The following is a 15105-nucleotide window of genomic DNA, read 5'->3' on the forward strand; positions in this document are numbered from 1 at the left end:
CCGCCTGAGAGGCGCGTCGAACTTCGCCAAGCGTACTCGAGGCCGATCCTCGACGATTTGGAAACCTGGTTGCAAAGCCAGCTGCCGCGCATCTCCGGCAAGTCCGAGCTCGCCAAGGCCATTCGCTACGCCCTAACCCGCCTGAAAAAGCTGCGCCCCTATCTCGACCAGGGTTGCCTCGAAGCCGACAACAACTGCGCCGAGCGGGCGATGAAATCAGTGGCTCTCGGCAGGAAGAACTACCTCTTCGTCGGCTCGGAGGGCGGCGGCCGTGCCGCTGCCATCGCCTACACCCTGATCGAGACCGCCAAGCTCAACGGCATCGACCCCCAGGCCTGGTTAACCGACATCCTGAGCCGCATCGCCGACCACAAGATCAACAAGATCGACGAACTCCTGCCCTGGACCTGGGCCGCGAGCCAAGCCGACGCCACGTCAACCCAAAAAGCCGCGTAGGTCAGCGGACGCTCACACCGATTGTGGGTGAGCGACTTCACCTACGTCGCGACCTGGGCGGGCATGGTCTACGTCGCGTTCGTCATCGACGTGTTCGCCCGGCGTCCCATTGGTCGGGATTGGGGGGCTGGCGGGCGAGCCAGACCGCGAGCGCCCAGTTCGTGCTCGACGCGCTCGAACAAGCGGTCCACACGGCAGCCGGCCGACGGAGCCCGGCCTGGTCCACCACAGCGACCGCCCTCGGCGATCTCCTGATCGTCGTCATTTCATGGAACGGATGAAAGGTCTGCTGACCTTTCATCGTGCAATATGTCTCGATCAAGGACACCGAGCGATTGGTCGAAGCCGGCATCGATCCCTCGGTCGGCAGCGTCGGCGACAGCTATGACAACGCTTTGGCTGAAACAATCAATGGCCTTTACAAGGCAGAGGTAATCCACCGGCGCGGACCATGGCGGTCGTTAGAGGCCGTCGAATATGCCACACTGGAATGGGTAGACTGGTTCAACAATAAAAGGCTGCTGGAACCCATCGGCAATATCCCGCCCGTGGAAGCTGAGAAAAACTACTACGCCATGCTGGACGAAACCGACATGGCCGCTTAACTTAAACCAAATGGCCTCCGGCAATCCCGGGGCGGTTCAGCCAGGCGCTCCAGCGACTTAAGTTCTGCGTCGGGCTCCGCATTCCTGATGGCTTCAGCAGCCTTCTGCGATTCTATGAGTAGTTCCACGCCGCGTTTAATGTAGGCCGCTTCTGCCCGTTGGGCCGCTAAGTCGGTCCGCAGCCGCTTTGTCTCAATTGCGGCATCTTCTAGGCCGAGTCCTTCGATTACGGCGGTTTTGAGCCGTTGTTCCTGCTCATCGATCCACTGCGAATAGCTACGAGGTAGCTCGAGAAGGCGGCTGGCGTCGAAAGCGGGGTCGGCGAGCAAAGCGAACTCGAAGGGTAGGTCTATCCGACGGGCGACTATGCGTGGCTGAGCGAAGCGCGGGGCCGATGTGGTCGTTAGTGCCAAGTCATCGTCAATCCACTCCGCCTCAACGCCGCAGTTAAGGCCGATCGCAGGATATTCGAGGTAATCGCGGAAGCGGTAAGAGGGTTCGACACGATCGAGCTTCAGCGGTAGGTGACAGAATGCCGGGAGGGTCACTGTAATACTCGTTCCAAAGACAGTGTTGCATCGGCCCGCAGCCTCAAGCGGTGAAAGTTCGCTGGACTGATTGTCGAGCATAACGCGGACGGACACACGGTCGGGATCAAGGAAGTCGCGTTGCCGGTCGATCTTTACTTGAACGCCTGAGAGGTCGGGGATTACTCGGTCGCGGTCAACGGGTTGTGAGGCCAGCGCTGTCGTGGCCGTTGTCCACGCCGTCTCGCTCAATGTGTCGGCCGGCGTTATGCGGACATCGCGCCAGACCTCAGCTGCGCCCCCCTCCGCCAGCCACGCGTCGAATTGGTGTTTGATGCTGGCGGCTAGTTCGGTGTTGTAGGCGCGCAGCTTCAAGGCGAGAGCGTCATCGGAGTCGCCCGTTTTAAACTCCAGAGTTGGCAGTTTTAGATCAAGGCGGCGCCACTTGCCTGGTATGGGTGCGGGGTCGACAAGCCCGAGTGGGATGCTGCGTCCATCCCTGATCAGGCGAGAAAGCGGTGGAGGTGGTGGCATGGCCTCGTCTGGGACATTCGGATCGTCGATTACCTCGCCTTCTAGAGCGGGGGAGAAGGGAGTTTCATCAGGGTCACCTGGTAACAATTGAATCCCGTGCGCGGCGTAGGCCTTCTGCCGAACTTCGGCTAGGATCTCGGCGCGCTGCGCACGCACCTTGGAGCGCTTTGCCTCGTCCATGGCCCTCCAGTCGGGGCGATCGAGGCCGACCAGTTGGAGCGCCGGCTGGCGCTCCGCCCTGATTTGTGCATCAATCTCCTGCTGGATCGTCGCCTGCAGTTTGAACTCGAAGTCGAGCTCGCCGCCGCCGGCGATCAGGTCCTCCCATACCGGGATCACGCGCATGTAGGCGGAGAAGCGGGGTGTTAGGCTGACCTTGCCTTGCTGGCCGTTCCGCAACACAACATCTATGCCGATTGCTGCAATCCTGATATCTGAAGTGTCGTCCTCGCCTGTCGCATCAAAGCGAGGTAGTAGCTGGCCCGCCATGACGCCACGGCGCGGCGAGCGGCCGAGAATTGTCGCCCCACGTGCATCGGTCCCGCTTACTCTAGCGACTAATGTGCCTACTAAGGCGTCACACACCGCCTCTTTTAATTCGACGTCAATCGCGCCGAGCTCATCGTCCGAATAACCCTTCATTAAACTACCAAACTCCTAATCCCGGCCACAGTCGCCACATGCTCTTCTGCGAGCGCACGGAGCGAACGAATATCGTCGCTGCGCCCGCTGTTCTCTGCAATCGCCGAATGGGGGTCAACCAAGATCCCTCTAAAGGCATCGTGGAAGAGATTTCCTGCGCGCATTCGATGTGAACGTTGAGCGACTACAGCCCAGAGCCAGAAGTTATCGGCAAGGGTTGCGCCTATCCCGAGTGCCCCGGTAAAACGCAAAAATGTATCTCTGTCATGTGGAGCATGCGGGACCACTTCATGAGAAGCCTTTTCCAGTTCCGGGTCGAGATCTACCCAATATCTTGCTGTAACAGTTGGGATCTTTGGCGTGCCCATTGCGTCAACGACATTGCGCAGTCGCTCGGCGATGGAGGAGCCCTCTACTCTGGCGAACCGATTCCTTACCTGCAGGTGGTATTCACGGATCTCTTCAGCGGCCTTTGCACGCACGTTGACGATTGTTCGTGCTCTCTCAACGAAAGCAGGTCCAATGACGCAAACCTCGTCACCGCTCCGGACTTTCGATGCGGGGACCTCGATGAACGCCGTAGTCGCGGCACCTGCATTGCGCAGCACGATCTGAGTAGACTTACGGGCGATTACCCTTTGTCCGTTGTTCATTGATATTTCGATTAGTCCCTTGTCGGATCTCCCGCCGCTCAGATCGAGCACGTTACCAGCCGAGTATTCTACGTCTTCAGGAGGTGCTAAGCCGTCAAGCTGCACGGCGTGGCGACCGATCTCCGATACCCGTTTGTCGGCGGCCCTAGAAAATTCGCGCAAGCGCTTCGCAATCGGACCATCGGGGAGCTCTTCTGCAAGCCGCAGAGCATCCTTCGCGGCGAAGGCGAGAGTGTCTGCGTCTGCTAGTATAACGATGTTTTCGGGTAACCAGCTTTCTGCGAACAGCGCTAGTATGGACGGTCTGGTTGGCGCCACTAGGATTGCGCGCTTGAACTGATTCCGTGCGCTGGATGGTAGGTCGGCGATTGTGGATAGGACGCGGTCGCCGCCCATTCTAATCATGCCGCTTTCGATACGTTCAGCGAGCTTCGGATAGCGCGGCGTCATCTCGACCTGTGCAAATTCAGCGATCATATCCTTTCTGAAGATGACGAGGGTCATGGAGCTTGACCGCAATGCCGGCTTGATTGCGTCATCGAGCAATGACGCCATTGGGGTGGCGCGCTCGAGCACTTTCATGATCGCCGTCACGTCTGCAGTCGTTTCAGACTCTGCTTCCGCTTGGCTGGCGAGGTTCCGTGGGTCGCGCAGCGAGGCGACGGCGCCGCCGACGCGATATTGGGCCAGCAGGTCCGCCGCCATGGCCATTGTGGTCTCCTCCTCCAGAAATCTGCTGAACGCGGTCAGAGATCCCGGCAGGCAAGCTGATCTTCTGACGGTGGCTATGAGGGCGCGGGCGGTCGACGCACCTTCGGCATCGCTCTGGTCGTTGAGTCGATTTGCGAGGCCCCGAAGTTTTTCGATGGTCCGGTCAGTATCACCAAAAAAACCGTCAACTTTAATCTTCGTTGCACCAACGTAGGTCGGGCGCTCATGCTTGCGATCTTCAATAATCGCGCTTTCGGAGGCAAGCACGACCTTTGACTTTGCTGGCTGTGTTCGCCCCTTGCGGCCCGGCGTCGGGGTGCCAAGAATATCGAATTTGGTAGCTCGGTAGGTCCATGGATCATCGGTGATTGCGAGGACGCCGGTGTCGGGATGCACTTCGCGAAGACAGTCCACGGCCTCCTTCGCTCGCTTTTGCCAATTCCAACCAAGGCGCCCGCGCCCGGCTCGTGATAGATCCAGGATCATCAGGTGAGGCGCATCCCGCACGGCGAGCAGCTGCACCCTAAACCTATCTCGTTCTCGTATGGTGTAGACGAAAAAGTGTGCCTTTGAGGGATCGTCTGCGTCTTCGGTTCTGGCTTGCTTTCCAATATCTGTCTTGCTCCGTGTTCGCCATAGAAGTTCGCTGTTGGAAGACCGATCGTCCTTTGGAGGAGCGTGCGGCACGATCTCATCAAGGATCGGGTGCTCGAACTCCGCGTAGGTGTGGCCATCGGTGGCTCGCCCATTCAGGCTCCTGACCCGTGATAGGACTTGGTGGTAGTCTTTTAGCGCTGGCTCTTCGTTTTCAGATAGGGCGCGCTTGAGATGGTCGAAGTTGACGGTCCCTATCCAATCTCGATCTACCTGGACCTCGCGTGCAGGTGCGTGGGTGCTCCGTGCGTAGGGATACAGCACTCCGCGGACGCCGTCGGCGCGCTCGCGTGTGTTCGTCGCCACCCCTTTCACCACCGAAGAGATTTGTTCGGCGCTGCCCACGGCTCCGAGCGCCAGCAGCGCAATGATGCCGGATGGGCATGTCTGTGACAGCGGCCACGACATCACCACCTGGTCGGACCCGCTGTTCATGACCTCAATCGCCGACCGCACTAGTTCACGATAAACGGTGGATATCTCAACATCTTCGACCGATCCCGTGCGGTGAAAGTGAGCTTCGTCGATTGCAGTTAGATAGCGGTCTATGTTCCGCTGGTGGCGCGGCGGGGGTGGCGGCGTGGCGGCAGGCACACTTGACGCCTTGCGCGCCATCGCCAACGCTATCGCCTTACGCTTGTCGATTTGAATTTGACGCTGTCTGGCGAGCTGCTCCAAGCTGGTCTTGGGCGCATTGTTGAATCGACGCCGGCCCGCCATCACCCGTCAACGAGCGCGTTGGAGCGTCGGTAGGCAGCGGTCGCTGCTATTTCGGCGTCGCCGTTGGCGGAAGTCAGCGCCGCAGCGAAGGCGTCGGGGTGGGGCAGATCAATCTGACGCAGTAATTTGACCGATATCGATGCGGTGCCCGACACGCGTCTGTAGCGCACGTCGACCTGATTTGTGTTGATAAGGGCGACTGCGAGGGCAAGCCGATCAGGATCGTCACAGGTTAACACTATTGTGTGGTTCTCTGTTACGAAGCCATCCCAACGCTCAACGACAGCGGGATCAACCATGGCGGCAATCATCCTGCGCGGCTGCTTGTCATTGGTCGTGCGTTGCATCACCGCCGCCGGACCTGTGATAATAGCAGTGCTGTCGGATGAAAACGAGACAAAGTCGACCGCAGCGCCATTCTTGCCAGCAGGAATGCACAGTTTCCCAACTCGCACGTTTTTCGCCCAAATCAGAGGATAGGCCCGATGTGCACCGGGCGTGGTGAGCAAGCGCGCTTGTTCGCGGTTCCAAACGAAGTAGCCAGCGCGTGCGACTACACCATAATCGGCGAGCGTTGCGCCGCCGACCGATCCGGGATCTGTCGTGGGCAGAGGCCAGGCTTCTCCCGGGTCGGCAGGTAGCTTCTGCTCGACGGCAGGCGTGGCGGTCAGCGATGATCCAACTACGGGGAAACGAACGAGGACGCTTGTCGGGTGTGGCCGACCTTTGCGAGCGACAAGGACATTAATATCCTGCGCGACGTCGAGGAAAACGCCGTCCCTTTCCAAAATGGAGCCGACGGCTATAACCTGGCCCTGTGAGCGGATGAAAGCGCGCATCCGGTCGTAAAGAGGACCAGCACGGAAGCTAGAGGGAATTACAAGGACGACCAGTCCACCAGGCTTTGCCGCACGGAACGAGAGTTCGGAAAAAAGCGCATATTTATTAATATGGCCACGGTGAGAAATTTTTTTCCACTCGGTGCCGTGGACGTCGTCCAAAGATACCCGGCCGTAAGGTGGGTTTGCTATGACAAGGCCATAGGAGCCAAGAATCGGTGTTTTGAGTGCGTCGCCTGCAACGATTACATCTCTTGGCAATGTCGCGCCCAACCTTTCTTCTATCAGCCGGCGTGACAGAATCGTGAGCCCCTCGTCGATTTCGATTCCATTGAGTCGGTAGGCCACTTGTTCCGGCTGCAATCCCTCAGCGATCATCCGTCCCGCCAGAGTGGACAAGAATGCGGCACCGCCGGCCGCCGGGTCGAGAACATCGTCGCGGACGAGGTCAAAGCCCGCCTCGATAGCGAGGTTAACGACCGCATCAGCCAACACTGGGGGGGTGAAGTAGGTCGCCTGCGAACGACGCACCTTGGCGGATAGCAGAAGCGTATAAAGCGTCCCAATCCAGTAATGCCGTTCCTCAACCGGCAGCGAATAAAGCGACCTTCTGAAGGCATGCAGCTGTTTATCCAAACTGACTGGCGAGAGTAGATCAAGGCAAACTCCCGCACGCTCCATCGCGGTCTCGGTGCTGGTGGTCAGCGTTCGCGCGATAGCTCGGGCGCGAGCGAGCAGCGTTGATCGATTTCCCTGCAGTTCCTCCATCAATCCCCCGGTAGGCCTTAAACCACTCTCAGGTGGATCTTGGGCTCCTCCTACTACAAACGCAAATCCAAAACGGAGAAGGCCTTAGTTTAGAACAATGTAGCTTGAGCCTCGCTAGATTTGATACACTTTCAAAGGCGCTGAAATCTAATTGCGACGTGCGAAAAATTATATGCACGGTGGCCGAGTCGGTAGCAACACCGAACGTCGGCGAACTTGCGCTTAAAATTCAATTTCCTAATGGAAATAGAGGCCAATGAAGTAGGACAACCACTGGAACGTTGCCCTATATGTTGCCCTGAGAGATCGGGGATTTTTTGAGCGCATCTCCAGATGCAGCTAACTATTTGAAAACTATGGTAGACGCTGAGGGGTTCGAACCCACGACCCGCTGATTAAGAGTCAGCTGCTCTACCAACTGAGCTAAGCGTCCATATAGTCTGACTGGCTATATAGGGCCGGATTTCGCAAACGCAACATCTTGGTTGGAATAATCATCCAAAGGCACCGCCGCGGCGACCGGGGTGGCGCTCGATCGACATCAATATGCCGACGCAGATCATGATCGTCATCATCGATGAGCCGCCGTGGCTGAGGAAGGGCAGGGGGATGCCGACAACCGGTGCCAGTCCCATCACCATCATCAGGTTGATCGCGACATAGAAGAAGATCGTGACCGTCAAGCCCGCTGCCGTCAGCTGCGAGAAGCGCGTTTTTGCGCGCATCGCCACGCCGAGACCCCAGCGGAACAGCAGGAAGAAACAGAACAGAACCGCGACGCCGCCCAGCAAGCCCCATTCCTCTGCCATGGTTGCGAAGACAAAATCGGTGTGGCCCTCGGGCAGATAGTCGAGATGGCTCTGGGTGCCGTCCAGAAAGCCTTTGCCGAACAGACCGCCGGAACCGATGGCGATCTTCGACTGGCTGATATGATAGCCGGCCCCCAGAGGATCATTTTCCGGATTGAGGAAGGTGGTTACGCGCCTTTGCTGATATTCCTCGAGCATGAAGAAATAGGCCAGTGGTGCCAGGACCGCGATTGCAGCGGCACCGCCGATGAACAATCGCAGCGGCAGTCCGGCCAGAAACGCGATGGTCAGAGCCCCGGCAACGACGGTTATCGTCGTGCCGAGATCGGGTTGCAGCAGGATGAGCCCTGCGGGCACGACCAGCAGTGCAACGAGCGGCCAGATTGCGCCCCAGGTCCGGATCTGGCTAGGCGGCAGCAGATCGTAGAAGCGGGCAACCGCCAATATGATCGCGACCTTCATCAGTTCCGATGGCTGGAGGCGGATGAAACCGAGGTTGAGCCATCGCTGGCTGCCGCCACTGACGGCGCCGATCAATTCCACGCCAACCAGCATCAGGACCACGGCTCCATAGACCGGGAAGGCCATTGTTTTCCAGAAGGATTCCTTGAACCGGGAGAGCACGATCGCCATCGCCAGAAAGACCACGAAGCGGACCATATGGGGGCCGGCCCAGGGATTCAGGCTGCCGCCTGCCGCCGAATAGAGCACGACAAAGCCAAAACTGGCCAGCACGAACAACAGCAGGATCGTTTTCCAGGGGAGTTGCGCAATCGGTGCTGGAATGAAATCACTCAATGGTCATTCTCCGGCGCCGGATTCCGCCGCTTGGGAGGCTTCTGCATTCGCCGGGCTGCCCGTATCGGCTGTCGCCGCTGCCGGATTCTTCCGAGCCCGATAGGCCGCCATTTTCTGGTCCATGCGTTCCTGAACATTGCCGCCCCAGGATTTTTCGAGTCCGGTCAGCACATCCATCGCCTTCTCGCGATCGTAGAGAAAGGTCATGACATCGCGGGCGACGGGATAGGCGGAGCCGGATCCCCCGCCATGCTGGATCACCACGGCCGCAGCGTAGCGGGGATTCTCAACCGGGGCAAAACAGATGAACAAGCCATGATCTCGAAATTTCCAGGCGACGTCACTGCCCCCGCGCCCGAAATCGAGATTGACCACCTGGGCGGTGCCGGTCTTGCCGGCGAGCTGGACATTTTCAACCGGCAGCCGCGCCCGACCGGCCGTACCGGCGCCATTGACCACATCGCTCATCGCCTGCTGCACATAGAGGAGATGTTCCGGATCGAGATTCAATGTTTCGATCGGCTGCCTTTTGGCGTTCATCAGGAGTCGCGGAATCACATTCTTGCCGGTCGCAAGCCGGGCGGCCATGACCGCCAGCTGGGTCGGGTTGGCCAGCATATAGCCCTGGCCGATGGTGGCATTGACCGTGTCATAGGGTTGCCATTCGCGGTCATATTTCTTGCGCAGCCAGGCCGGATCCGGGACCGTACCATAAAACTGGCTCGGCACCGGCAAGGGATATTTTTGCCCCATCCCCAGTCGATTGGCCATCAAGGCGATCGGATTGATGCCGATCTTCTGGGCAAAATGGTAAAAATAGACGTCGCAACTCTGGTAGATGCCCTTGGCCATGTCGACTCGGCCATGGCCACCCCGTTTCCAGCAGCGGAAACGCCGGTTGCCGACGCGGAGCCCGCCACTGCAATTGACGGTCTCGTCGGGATCCAGTCCTGCCTCGAGAAAAGCAAGCCCGACCATCGGCTTGATCGTTGACCCTGGCGGAAAAAGACTTTTGAGCGACTTGTCCAGCAGCGGTACATGATCGTCTTCGCGCAACATGCCATATTCGGTGACGCCGATACCATCGGAGAAACTGTTGGGATCAAAGGATGGCATGGAGGTCATCGTCAAAATGTCACCGGTCAGACAATCGAGCACGACCACCGATCCGGATTCCGGACCCAGACGGCGGGCGGCATATTCCTGAAGATTGATGTCGAGAGTCAATTGCAGCGGCTGGCCAGGAACATCCGGGCGGGTATTGAGTTCGCGGACAATCTTGCCGCGCGCCGTAACCTCGACCCGCTTTGCTCCGGGTTCGCCTTGCAGATGGTTTTCAAAGATTTTCTCAAGACCGTCCTTGCCGATCTTGTAACCCGGTGTGATCAATATCGGATCCGGCTTTTCCTTATAGTCTTCGGCCGATGCGATCCCGACATAGCCAACAAGATGCCCGATTGCGGGGCCGGTGGGATAGTTGCGTGAAAAACCCTGCCGCGGCGATACACCCGGCAGATCGGGAAGCCTGACGCTCACGGCGGCATATTCTTCCCAGTTCAGTCCGGTTGCCACCTGGACCGGTTGGAAGCTGCTGGCCTGCTCCAATTCCCTGTTGATCCGGTTCAGTGCCTCGCTGTCGAGCGCGAGCAGCTCAGCAAGGGTGGCCACGGTCTTCTGCCTGTCCCGCAGCCGGTCAGGAATGATGTCGACACGAAAATCGGACTTGTTGTTCGCGATCGGTTTGCCGTTGCGGTCGATCAGCCAGCCGCGCCGCGGTGGCACCAGCGTAAGATTGACCCGGTTGCTTTCCGATAGCAGCTTGTAACGCTCGTTCTCGGCCACCGATATATAGGCCATCCGACTGGCCAGCAGCACCCCGACGCCAATCTGCAAGCCGCCGATCACCGTTGCCCGCCGGGTGAAGGTCAGGTCCTGCATCGCGCTGCTGATCGTTTTGGCCGATTTCATGAAGCCACCCGCCAGCTATCGATGGCACCGATCAGCCGTGCGACAAACGGATAAAGCAGGACCGACAGCAGGATCTGCGGCATCAAAAGGTCAAGCCGCAACAGATTGGATTGAAAATTGACGATAAGCATACCGCCTATTAGCACAAATATTATGGCAGTGGAGGCGATAAGCCAATCCTGCCAATAGTCGCGGCGCACCGCTTTCCGATCCACGGTTTCGAGCAGAATGAATATGACCGACCAGAGAAAGGCAGCACTGCCCAGTGGTTGGCCGCTGAAAATGTCATCGATCAGACCCAGCGGAAAACCGGCCCATACGGGCCAATATCCGGGTCGGATCAACCGCCATGCCAACACCACGAGCAGCCCCATCGGCGGCAAAATGGGATAGTCGGTCATGATCGGCAAGGCAGTGATCATCGAGCCGATGACGACGGTCAGCGGCGGGATCATCTTGATCCGCAACTGGGAGGGTTGCCGGCCAATCCTTGAAGGACGGGATCGCGCCACTATTCGCCGGTTTCCTGCTCTTCATCCATCGTCTGGTCTATTTCGATCTGACGGATGGTTTCGGCCTGAAATATCGGTTGGACGATGGCGTGGCTGACCTTGGCGGGATTGGCCAATACCCGGCCGATCGCGCCGGTCTCGGTTTTGCGGATGACGATAGCCACGGGGATTCCAGGACTATATAATCCACCGCTGCCGGAGGTGATCATCAGGTCACCGCCCTTGAACGGATTGGTGCCGATATTGATGGGCTGAATATCCACGGTGCCATCGCCGCGTCCGGTGGCAAAGGCGGGCAGGCTGTCGCTGGCGCGCTGGACCGGGGTAACGTTTTGGCTATCGGACACCAGCAGCACCCGGGCGGTGGTCGGCCCGGTCTCCAATATGCGGCCGACCAGGCCTTCTGGCGAGCGGACCGGCTGACCGGGTTCCAGTCCACTGCTGCTGCCGACACCAAGCGTGGCAATGCGGCGTGAGCTGGACGCAGTGGAACTGATCAGGCGTGCCATGGCGATCGAATCGGGCACGGCTTCATCCAGCTTCAACAGCCGCTTGAGTCGTTCATTTTCCTGCTTGAGGGCTCGGGCTTCCAGAATTTCTATGCGATTCTGCTCGATTTCCTTTTGCATCGCCGCATTTTTGGATGCGGCATGGAAATAGGCAGAAATTTCATCGCCAGCGCTACCTGTTGCACCGCCGATTTCGGAAAGCGACTTGCTGATGGGTGCCACAGTCTCGGCGCCGATCGTGCGAAGAGCTGAAAATCCCTGCGGATCGATGAACGAGATGAGCAACAGCAGCAGCCCCAGAACCGCTCCCAAAATGCCCAGTAAATAGCTGGCGAATATGCTATATTGCGCCCGCTTGGAAAATCCTGGACGCCGATTGATTGGCGGCGCCATATCGGTTTATCCTTTCACTTCCTATCGTTGTTGCGTCATATGCTCAGGCGGTGGTCAGAACGCCTCGGAACATCGGGTCTTCCATCGCACGGCCGGTACCAATGGCCACACAGGCCAGCGGATCTTCGGCAACCGTCACCGGCAGGCCGGTTTCGTCACTGAGCGCTGCGTCGAGACCGGAGATCAGAGCGCCGCCCCCGGTCAGGACAATGCCCTGATCCACGATGTCAGCGGCCAGTTCCGGAGCGGTGTTTTCGAGAGCAATGCGCACGCCTTCGATGATCGTCCCGATCGGCTCGCTCAACGCTTCCGCGATCTGGCCCTGATTGATCGAAATTTCCTTCGGCACGCCATTTACCAGATCCCGTCCCTTGATATGGATCGTGTGACCGACGCCATCGGCAGGGGCCTGAGCGACACCAAAATCCTTCTTGATCCGTTCAGCCGTGGTTTCGCCGATCAGCAGATTGTGATGCCGGCGGACATAAGAGACGATCGCTTCATCCATCTTGTCGCCGCCGGTACGGACCGAGGTGGTATAGGCGAGCCCGCGCAGCGACAGCACTGCCACTTCGGTGGTGCCACCGCCGACGTCCACAACCATCGATCCGATCGGTTCGGTGACCGGCATGTCGGCGCCAATGGCAGCCGCCATCGGTTCTTCGATCAAAAACACCTGCCGCGCGCCGGCATTGGAGGCAGCGTCACGAATGGCGCGGCGTTCGACCGAAGTCGAGCCGCTGGGCACACAAATCACGATCTCGGGATAGCTGAACAGCTTGCTCTTGCCGTTCACTTTCTGGATGAAATGCTTGATCATCTGTTCGGCCACGTCGATGTCGGCAATGACGCCGTCGCGCAGCGGGCGAATCGCCTCGATGCTGTCTGGTGTCTTGCCCATCATCATCTTCGCATCGTTGCCGACCGCCTTGACCCGTTTCACGCCATTGATGGTTTCGATCGCCACTACCGAGGGTTCGTTGAGAACGATACCTTGGCCGCGTAAATAAACCACGGTATTCGCCGTGCCGAGGTCGATCGCCAAATCTTGCGAACGGAACTTGAACAGTTTTTCAAACATAATTTTGTCCGTAATTACTTATATTTGCAGACCTTGCTGCAACAATTAATCCAAGCGATAATCAAGCTGAACGGGTCATGAAGCCAGTCATGATATTCGCTCAGAAAATCAGGGGTCGCTTGGCATGGTCGCTTGGGCTAGGAACGCGAATATGTCAATAAGAAGACTGCCGAACAGCCTGATAAATCGCATCGCCGCCGGAGAGGTCGTCGAGCGCCCTGCCAGTGCTCTGAAAGAGCTGGTCGAGAATGCCATCGATGCCGGGGCCAGCCAGATCAATATTCGGCTCGACGAGGGTGGTCTTGACCTGGTGCAGGTGTCCGATAATGGCTCCGGGATGAGCCGGGACGATATCGCTTTGGCGCTTGAACGCCATGCAACATCGAAGCTGCCGGACGAAGCGATCGAACTGGTGACAACCATGGGCTTTCGCGGCGAGGCACTGCCGTCAATCGCCAGCGTGGCGCGGCTCACGATCGAAAGCCGGATGGCCGGTCAAGATGGCTGGTCCCGGGTGATCGATCATGGTGAACTGGTCAAGGAAGGACCGACGGCGATACCTCCGGGCACGAAAGTGCGGGTCGAGCAGCTGTTCGCCAAGGTGCCGGCACGGCGCAAATTTCTGCGCACCGCGCGCAGTGAATATGCGGCCTGCACCGATATCGTCCGCCGCCTGGCAATGGCGCGGCCCGATATCGGATTCACGCTCGAGCATCAGGGCCGCAAGGCAATTGCGGTTCAGGCCGGGGAAACCGGATCCGAGCGGGTGGCCGCGCTGACCAGCCGCGATCTGCGCGCGAACAGCGTCGGCGTCGATCTGCAGCGCGAAGATATCCGGCTGACCGGCGTGGCCGGCCTCCCGACCTATAATCGCGGTGTGGCCGATCACCAGTTTCTGTTCATCAACGGTCGCCCGGTGAAGGACCGGTTGCTGGTCGGGGCGGTCCGCGGTGCCTATGCCGAGATGCTTGCGCGGGACCGGCATCCGGTCGTTGCCCTGTTCATCAATATGCCGCCCGATCAGGTTGACGTGAATGTCCATCCGGCGAAAACCGAGGTGCGCTTTCGCGAACCGGCGATGATCCGGGGCATGATCGTCAGCGGTCTGCGCAAGGCGCTCGACGAAGGCGGGTTTCGCGCGGTCCAGCGTCCGGCTCATTCGGCTCTGGGGCGATGGCAGAGCGAACCGGTAGCCCCCGATCCGCAGGCCAGCATATTTACGGCGCAGGGCAGGGCGAGCGTGGCGCAGCAGCCCTATCCATCGGCAACGGTCCACGATGATCGCCATGTCTTCACGGATAGGGATGCACTTGGGGACCTGGCACCGCTGATGGGCCGGGCAGAGGAAGCCTCCGGGCCGGTACCCTCTGCTAGCCGTTATCCGCTTGGCATTGCCCGGGGACAGGTCGCGAAAACCTATATTGTTGCCGAAGCCGAAGACGGGCTGGTGATCGTCGACCAGCATGCGGCGCACGAGCGACTGGTGCTTGAGCGCATGCGCAAGGCGGTCGACGGCGGCACGGTGGCTTCGCAGGCGCTGCTGATGGCAGAAGTGGTCGAGCTGGATGAAAATGCCTGTGACCGGCTCGAAGCGCGGATCGCGGAACTGTCGGATTTCGGACTGGAGCTGGAACGGTTCGGCCCGACCGCAATGCTGGTGCGGGCGACGCCGGCGATGCTGGGCTCTGGCGATGTCCGGGAACTGGTTACCGATCTGGCCGACGAACTGGGCGCCTATGACCAGGCGCTGAGCCTCAAGGAGCGCGTCGATCATGTCGCTTCGACCATGGCCTGTCATGGTTCGGTGCGCGCCGGCCGGGTGCTCAGCGTCGCCGAAATGAATGCGCTGCTGCGCGAGATGGAGGTGACTCCGCACAGCGGCCAGTGTAATCATGGCCGCCCGACCTGGGTGAAACTGGCGCTCGG

General features: G+C 59.1%; 10 protein-coding genes, 1 tRNA gene and 1 pseudogene. 3 read left to right on the plus strand and 9 right to left on the minus strand.

Annotated features, from left to right (window positions below; translation table 11 throughout):
• Together ACEW8J_RS06020 and ACEW8J_RS06025 are read left to right on the plus strand one after the other, a co-directional pair.
• The coding region (locus ACEW8J_RS06020; RefSeq protein ID WP_373490742.1) for a transposase at positions 1-456 on the plus strand (456 nt) is incomplete at its 5' end.
• 15 nt (positions 457-471) lie between these two features.
• A pseudogene (locus ACEW8J_RS06025) lies at positions 472-1061 on the plus strand (integrase core domain-containing protein); the annotation flags it as partial.
• Here the strand turns inward: ACEW8J_RS06025 and ACEW8J_RS06030 are convergent.
• The 9 genes from ACEW8J_RS06030 to ACEW8J_RS06070 all read right to left on the minus strand — a co-directional run bounded on the left by ACEW8J_RS06030 (position 1058) and on the right by ACEW8J_RS06070 (position 13179).
• Positions 1058-2764: a hypothetical protein gene (locus ACEW8J_RS06030; RefSeq protein WP_373490743.1), complete on the minus strand. Its 1707-nt coding sequence runs from the start codon at positions 2762-2764 to the stop codon at positions 1058-1060. The pseudogene ACEW8J_RS06025 and the gene ACEW8J_RS06030 sit on opposite strands and share 4 nt — an antisense overlap.
• Positions 2764-5502, minus strand: a complete 2739-nt coding sequence (locus ACEW8J_RS06035) for a hypothetical protein (RefSeq protein WP_373490744.1) — start codon at positions 5500-5502, stop codon at positions 2764-2766. Before ACEW8J_RS06035 ends, ACEW8J_RS06030 begins: the two co-directional genes overlap by 1 nt.
• Positions 5502-7109, minus strand: a complete 1608-nt coding sequence (locus ACEW8J_RS06040) for an Eco57I restriction-modification methylase domain-containing protein (protein ID WP_373490745.1) — start codon at positions 7107-7109, stop codon at positions 5502-5504. The genes ACEW8J_RS06035 and ACEW8J_RS06040 overlap by 1 nt, the downstream gene beginning before the upstream one ends.
• A gap of 357 nt (positions 7110-7466) precedes the next feature.
• Positions 7467-7542 (minus strand) — tRNA-Lys (locus ACEW8J_RS06045).
• A 61-nt stretch (positions 7543-7603) separates the two neighbouring features.
• Positions 7604-8716, minus strand: a complete 1113-nt coding sequence (gene rodA, locus ACEW8J_RS06050) for a rod shape-determining protein RodA (protein ID WP_373490746.1) — start codon at positions 8714-8716, stop codon at positions 7604-7606.
• 3 nt (positions 8717-8719) lie between these two features.
• Positions 8720-10684: a penicillin-binding protein 2 gene (gene mrdA, locus ACEW8J_RS06055; protein ID WP_373490747.1), complete on the minus strand. Its 1965-nt coding sequence runs from the start codon at positions 10682-10684 to the stop codon at positions 8720-8722.
• A complete protein-coding gene (mreD, locus tag ACEW8J_RS06060; RefSeq protein ID WP_373490748.1) occupies positions 10681-11196 on the minus strand; it encodes a rod shape-determining protein MreD in 516 nt (171 codons plus the stop codon). Before mreD ends, mrdA begins: the two co-directional genes overlap by 4 nt.
• Entirely contained in the window at positions 11196-12098 is a 903-nt protein-coding gene (gene mreC / locus ACEW8J_RS06065) for a rod shape-determining protein MreC (protein ID WP_373490749.1), read from the minus strand. Before mreC ends, mreD begins: the two co-directional genes overlap by 1 nt.
• A gap of 43 nt (positions 12099-12141) precedes the next feature.
• A complete protein-coding gene (locus ACEW8J_RS06070; protein WP_373490750.1) occupies positions 12142-13179 on the minus strand; it encodes a rod shape-determining protein in 1038 nt (345 codons plus the stop codon).
• A gap of 151 nt (positions 13180-13330) precedes the next feature.
• Between ACEW8J_RS06070 and mutL the strand changes: the two genes are divergently transcribed.
• Positions 13331-15105 (plus strand): DNA mismatch repair endonuclease MutL (gene mutL, locus ACEW8J_RS06075; protein ID WP_373490751.1); only part of this gene is annotated, 1775 nt, incomplete at its 3' end.

This window comes from Parasphingorhabdus sp., assembly GCF_041748495.1.
Taxonomy (GTDB): Bacteria; Pseudomonadota; Alphaproteobacteria; order Sphingomonadales; family Sphingomonadaceae; genus Parasphingorhabdus.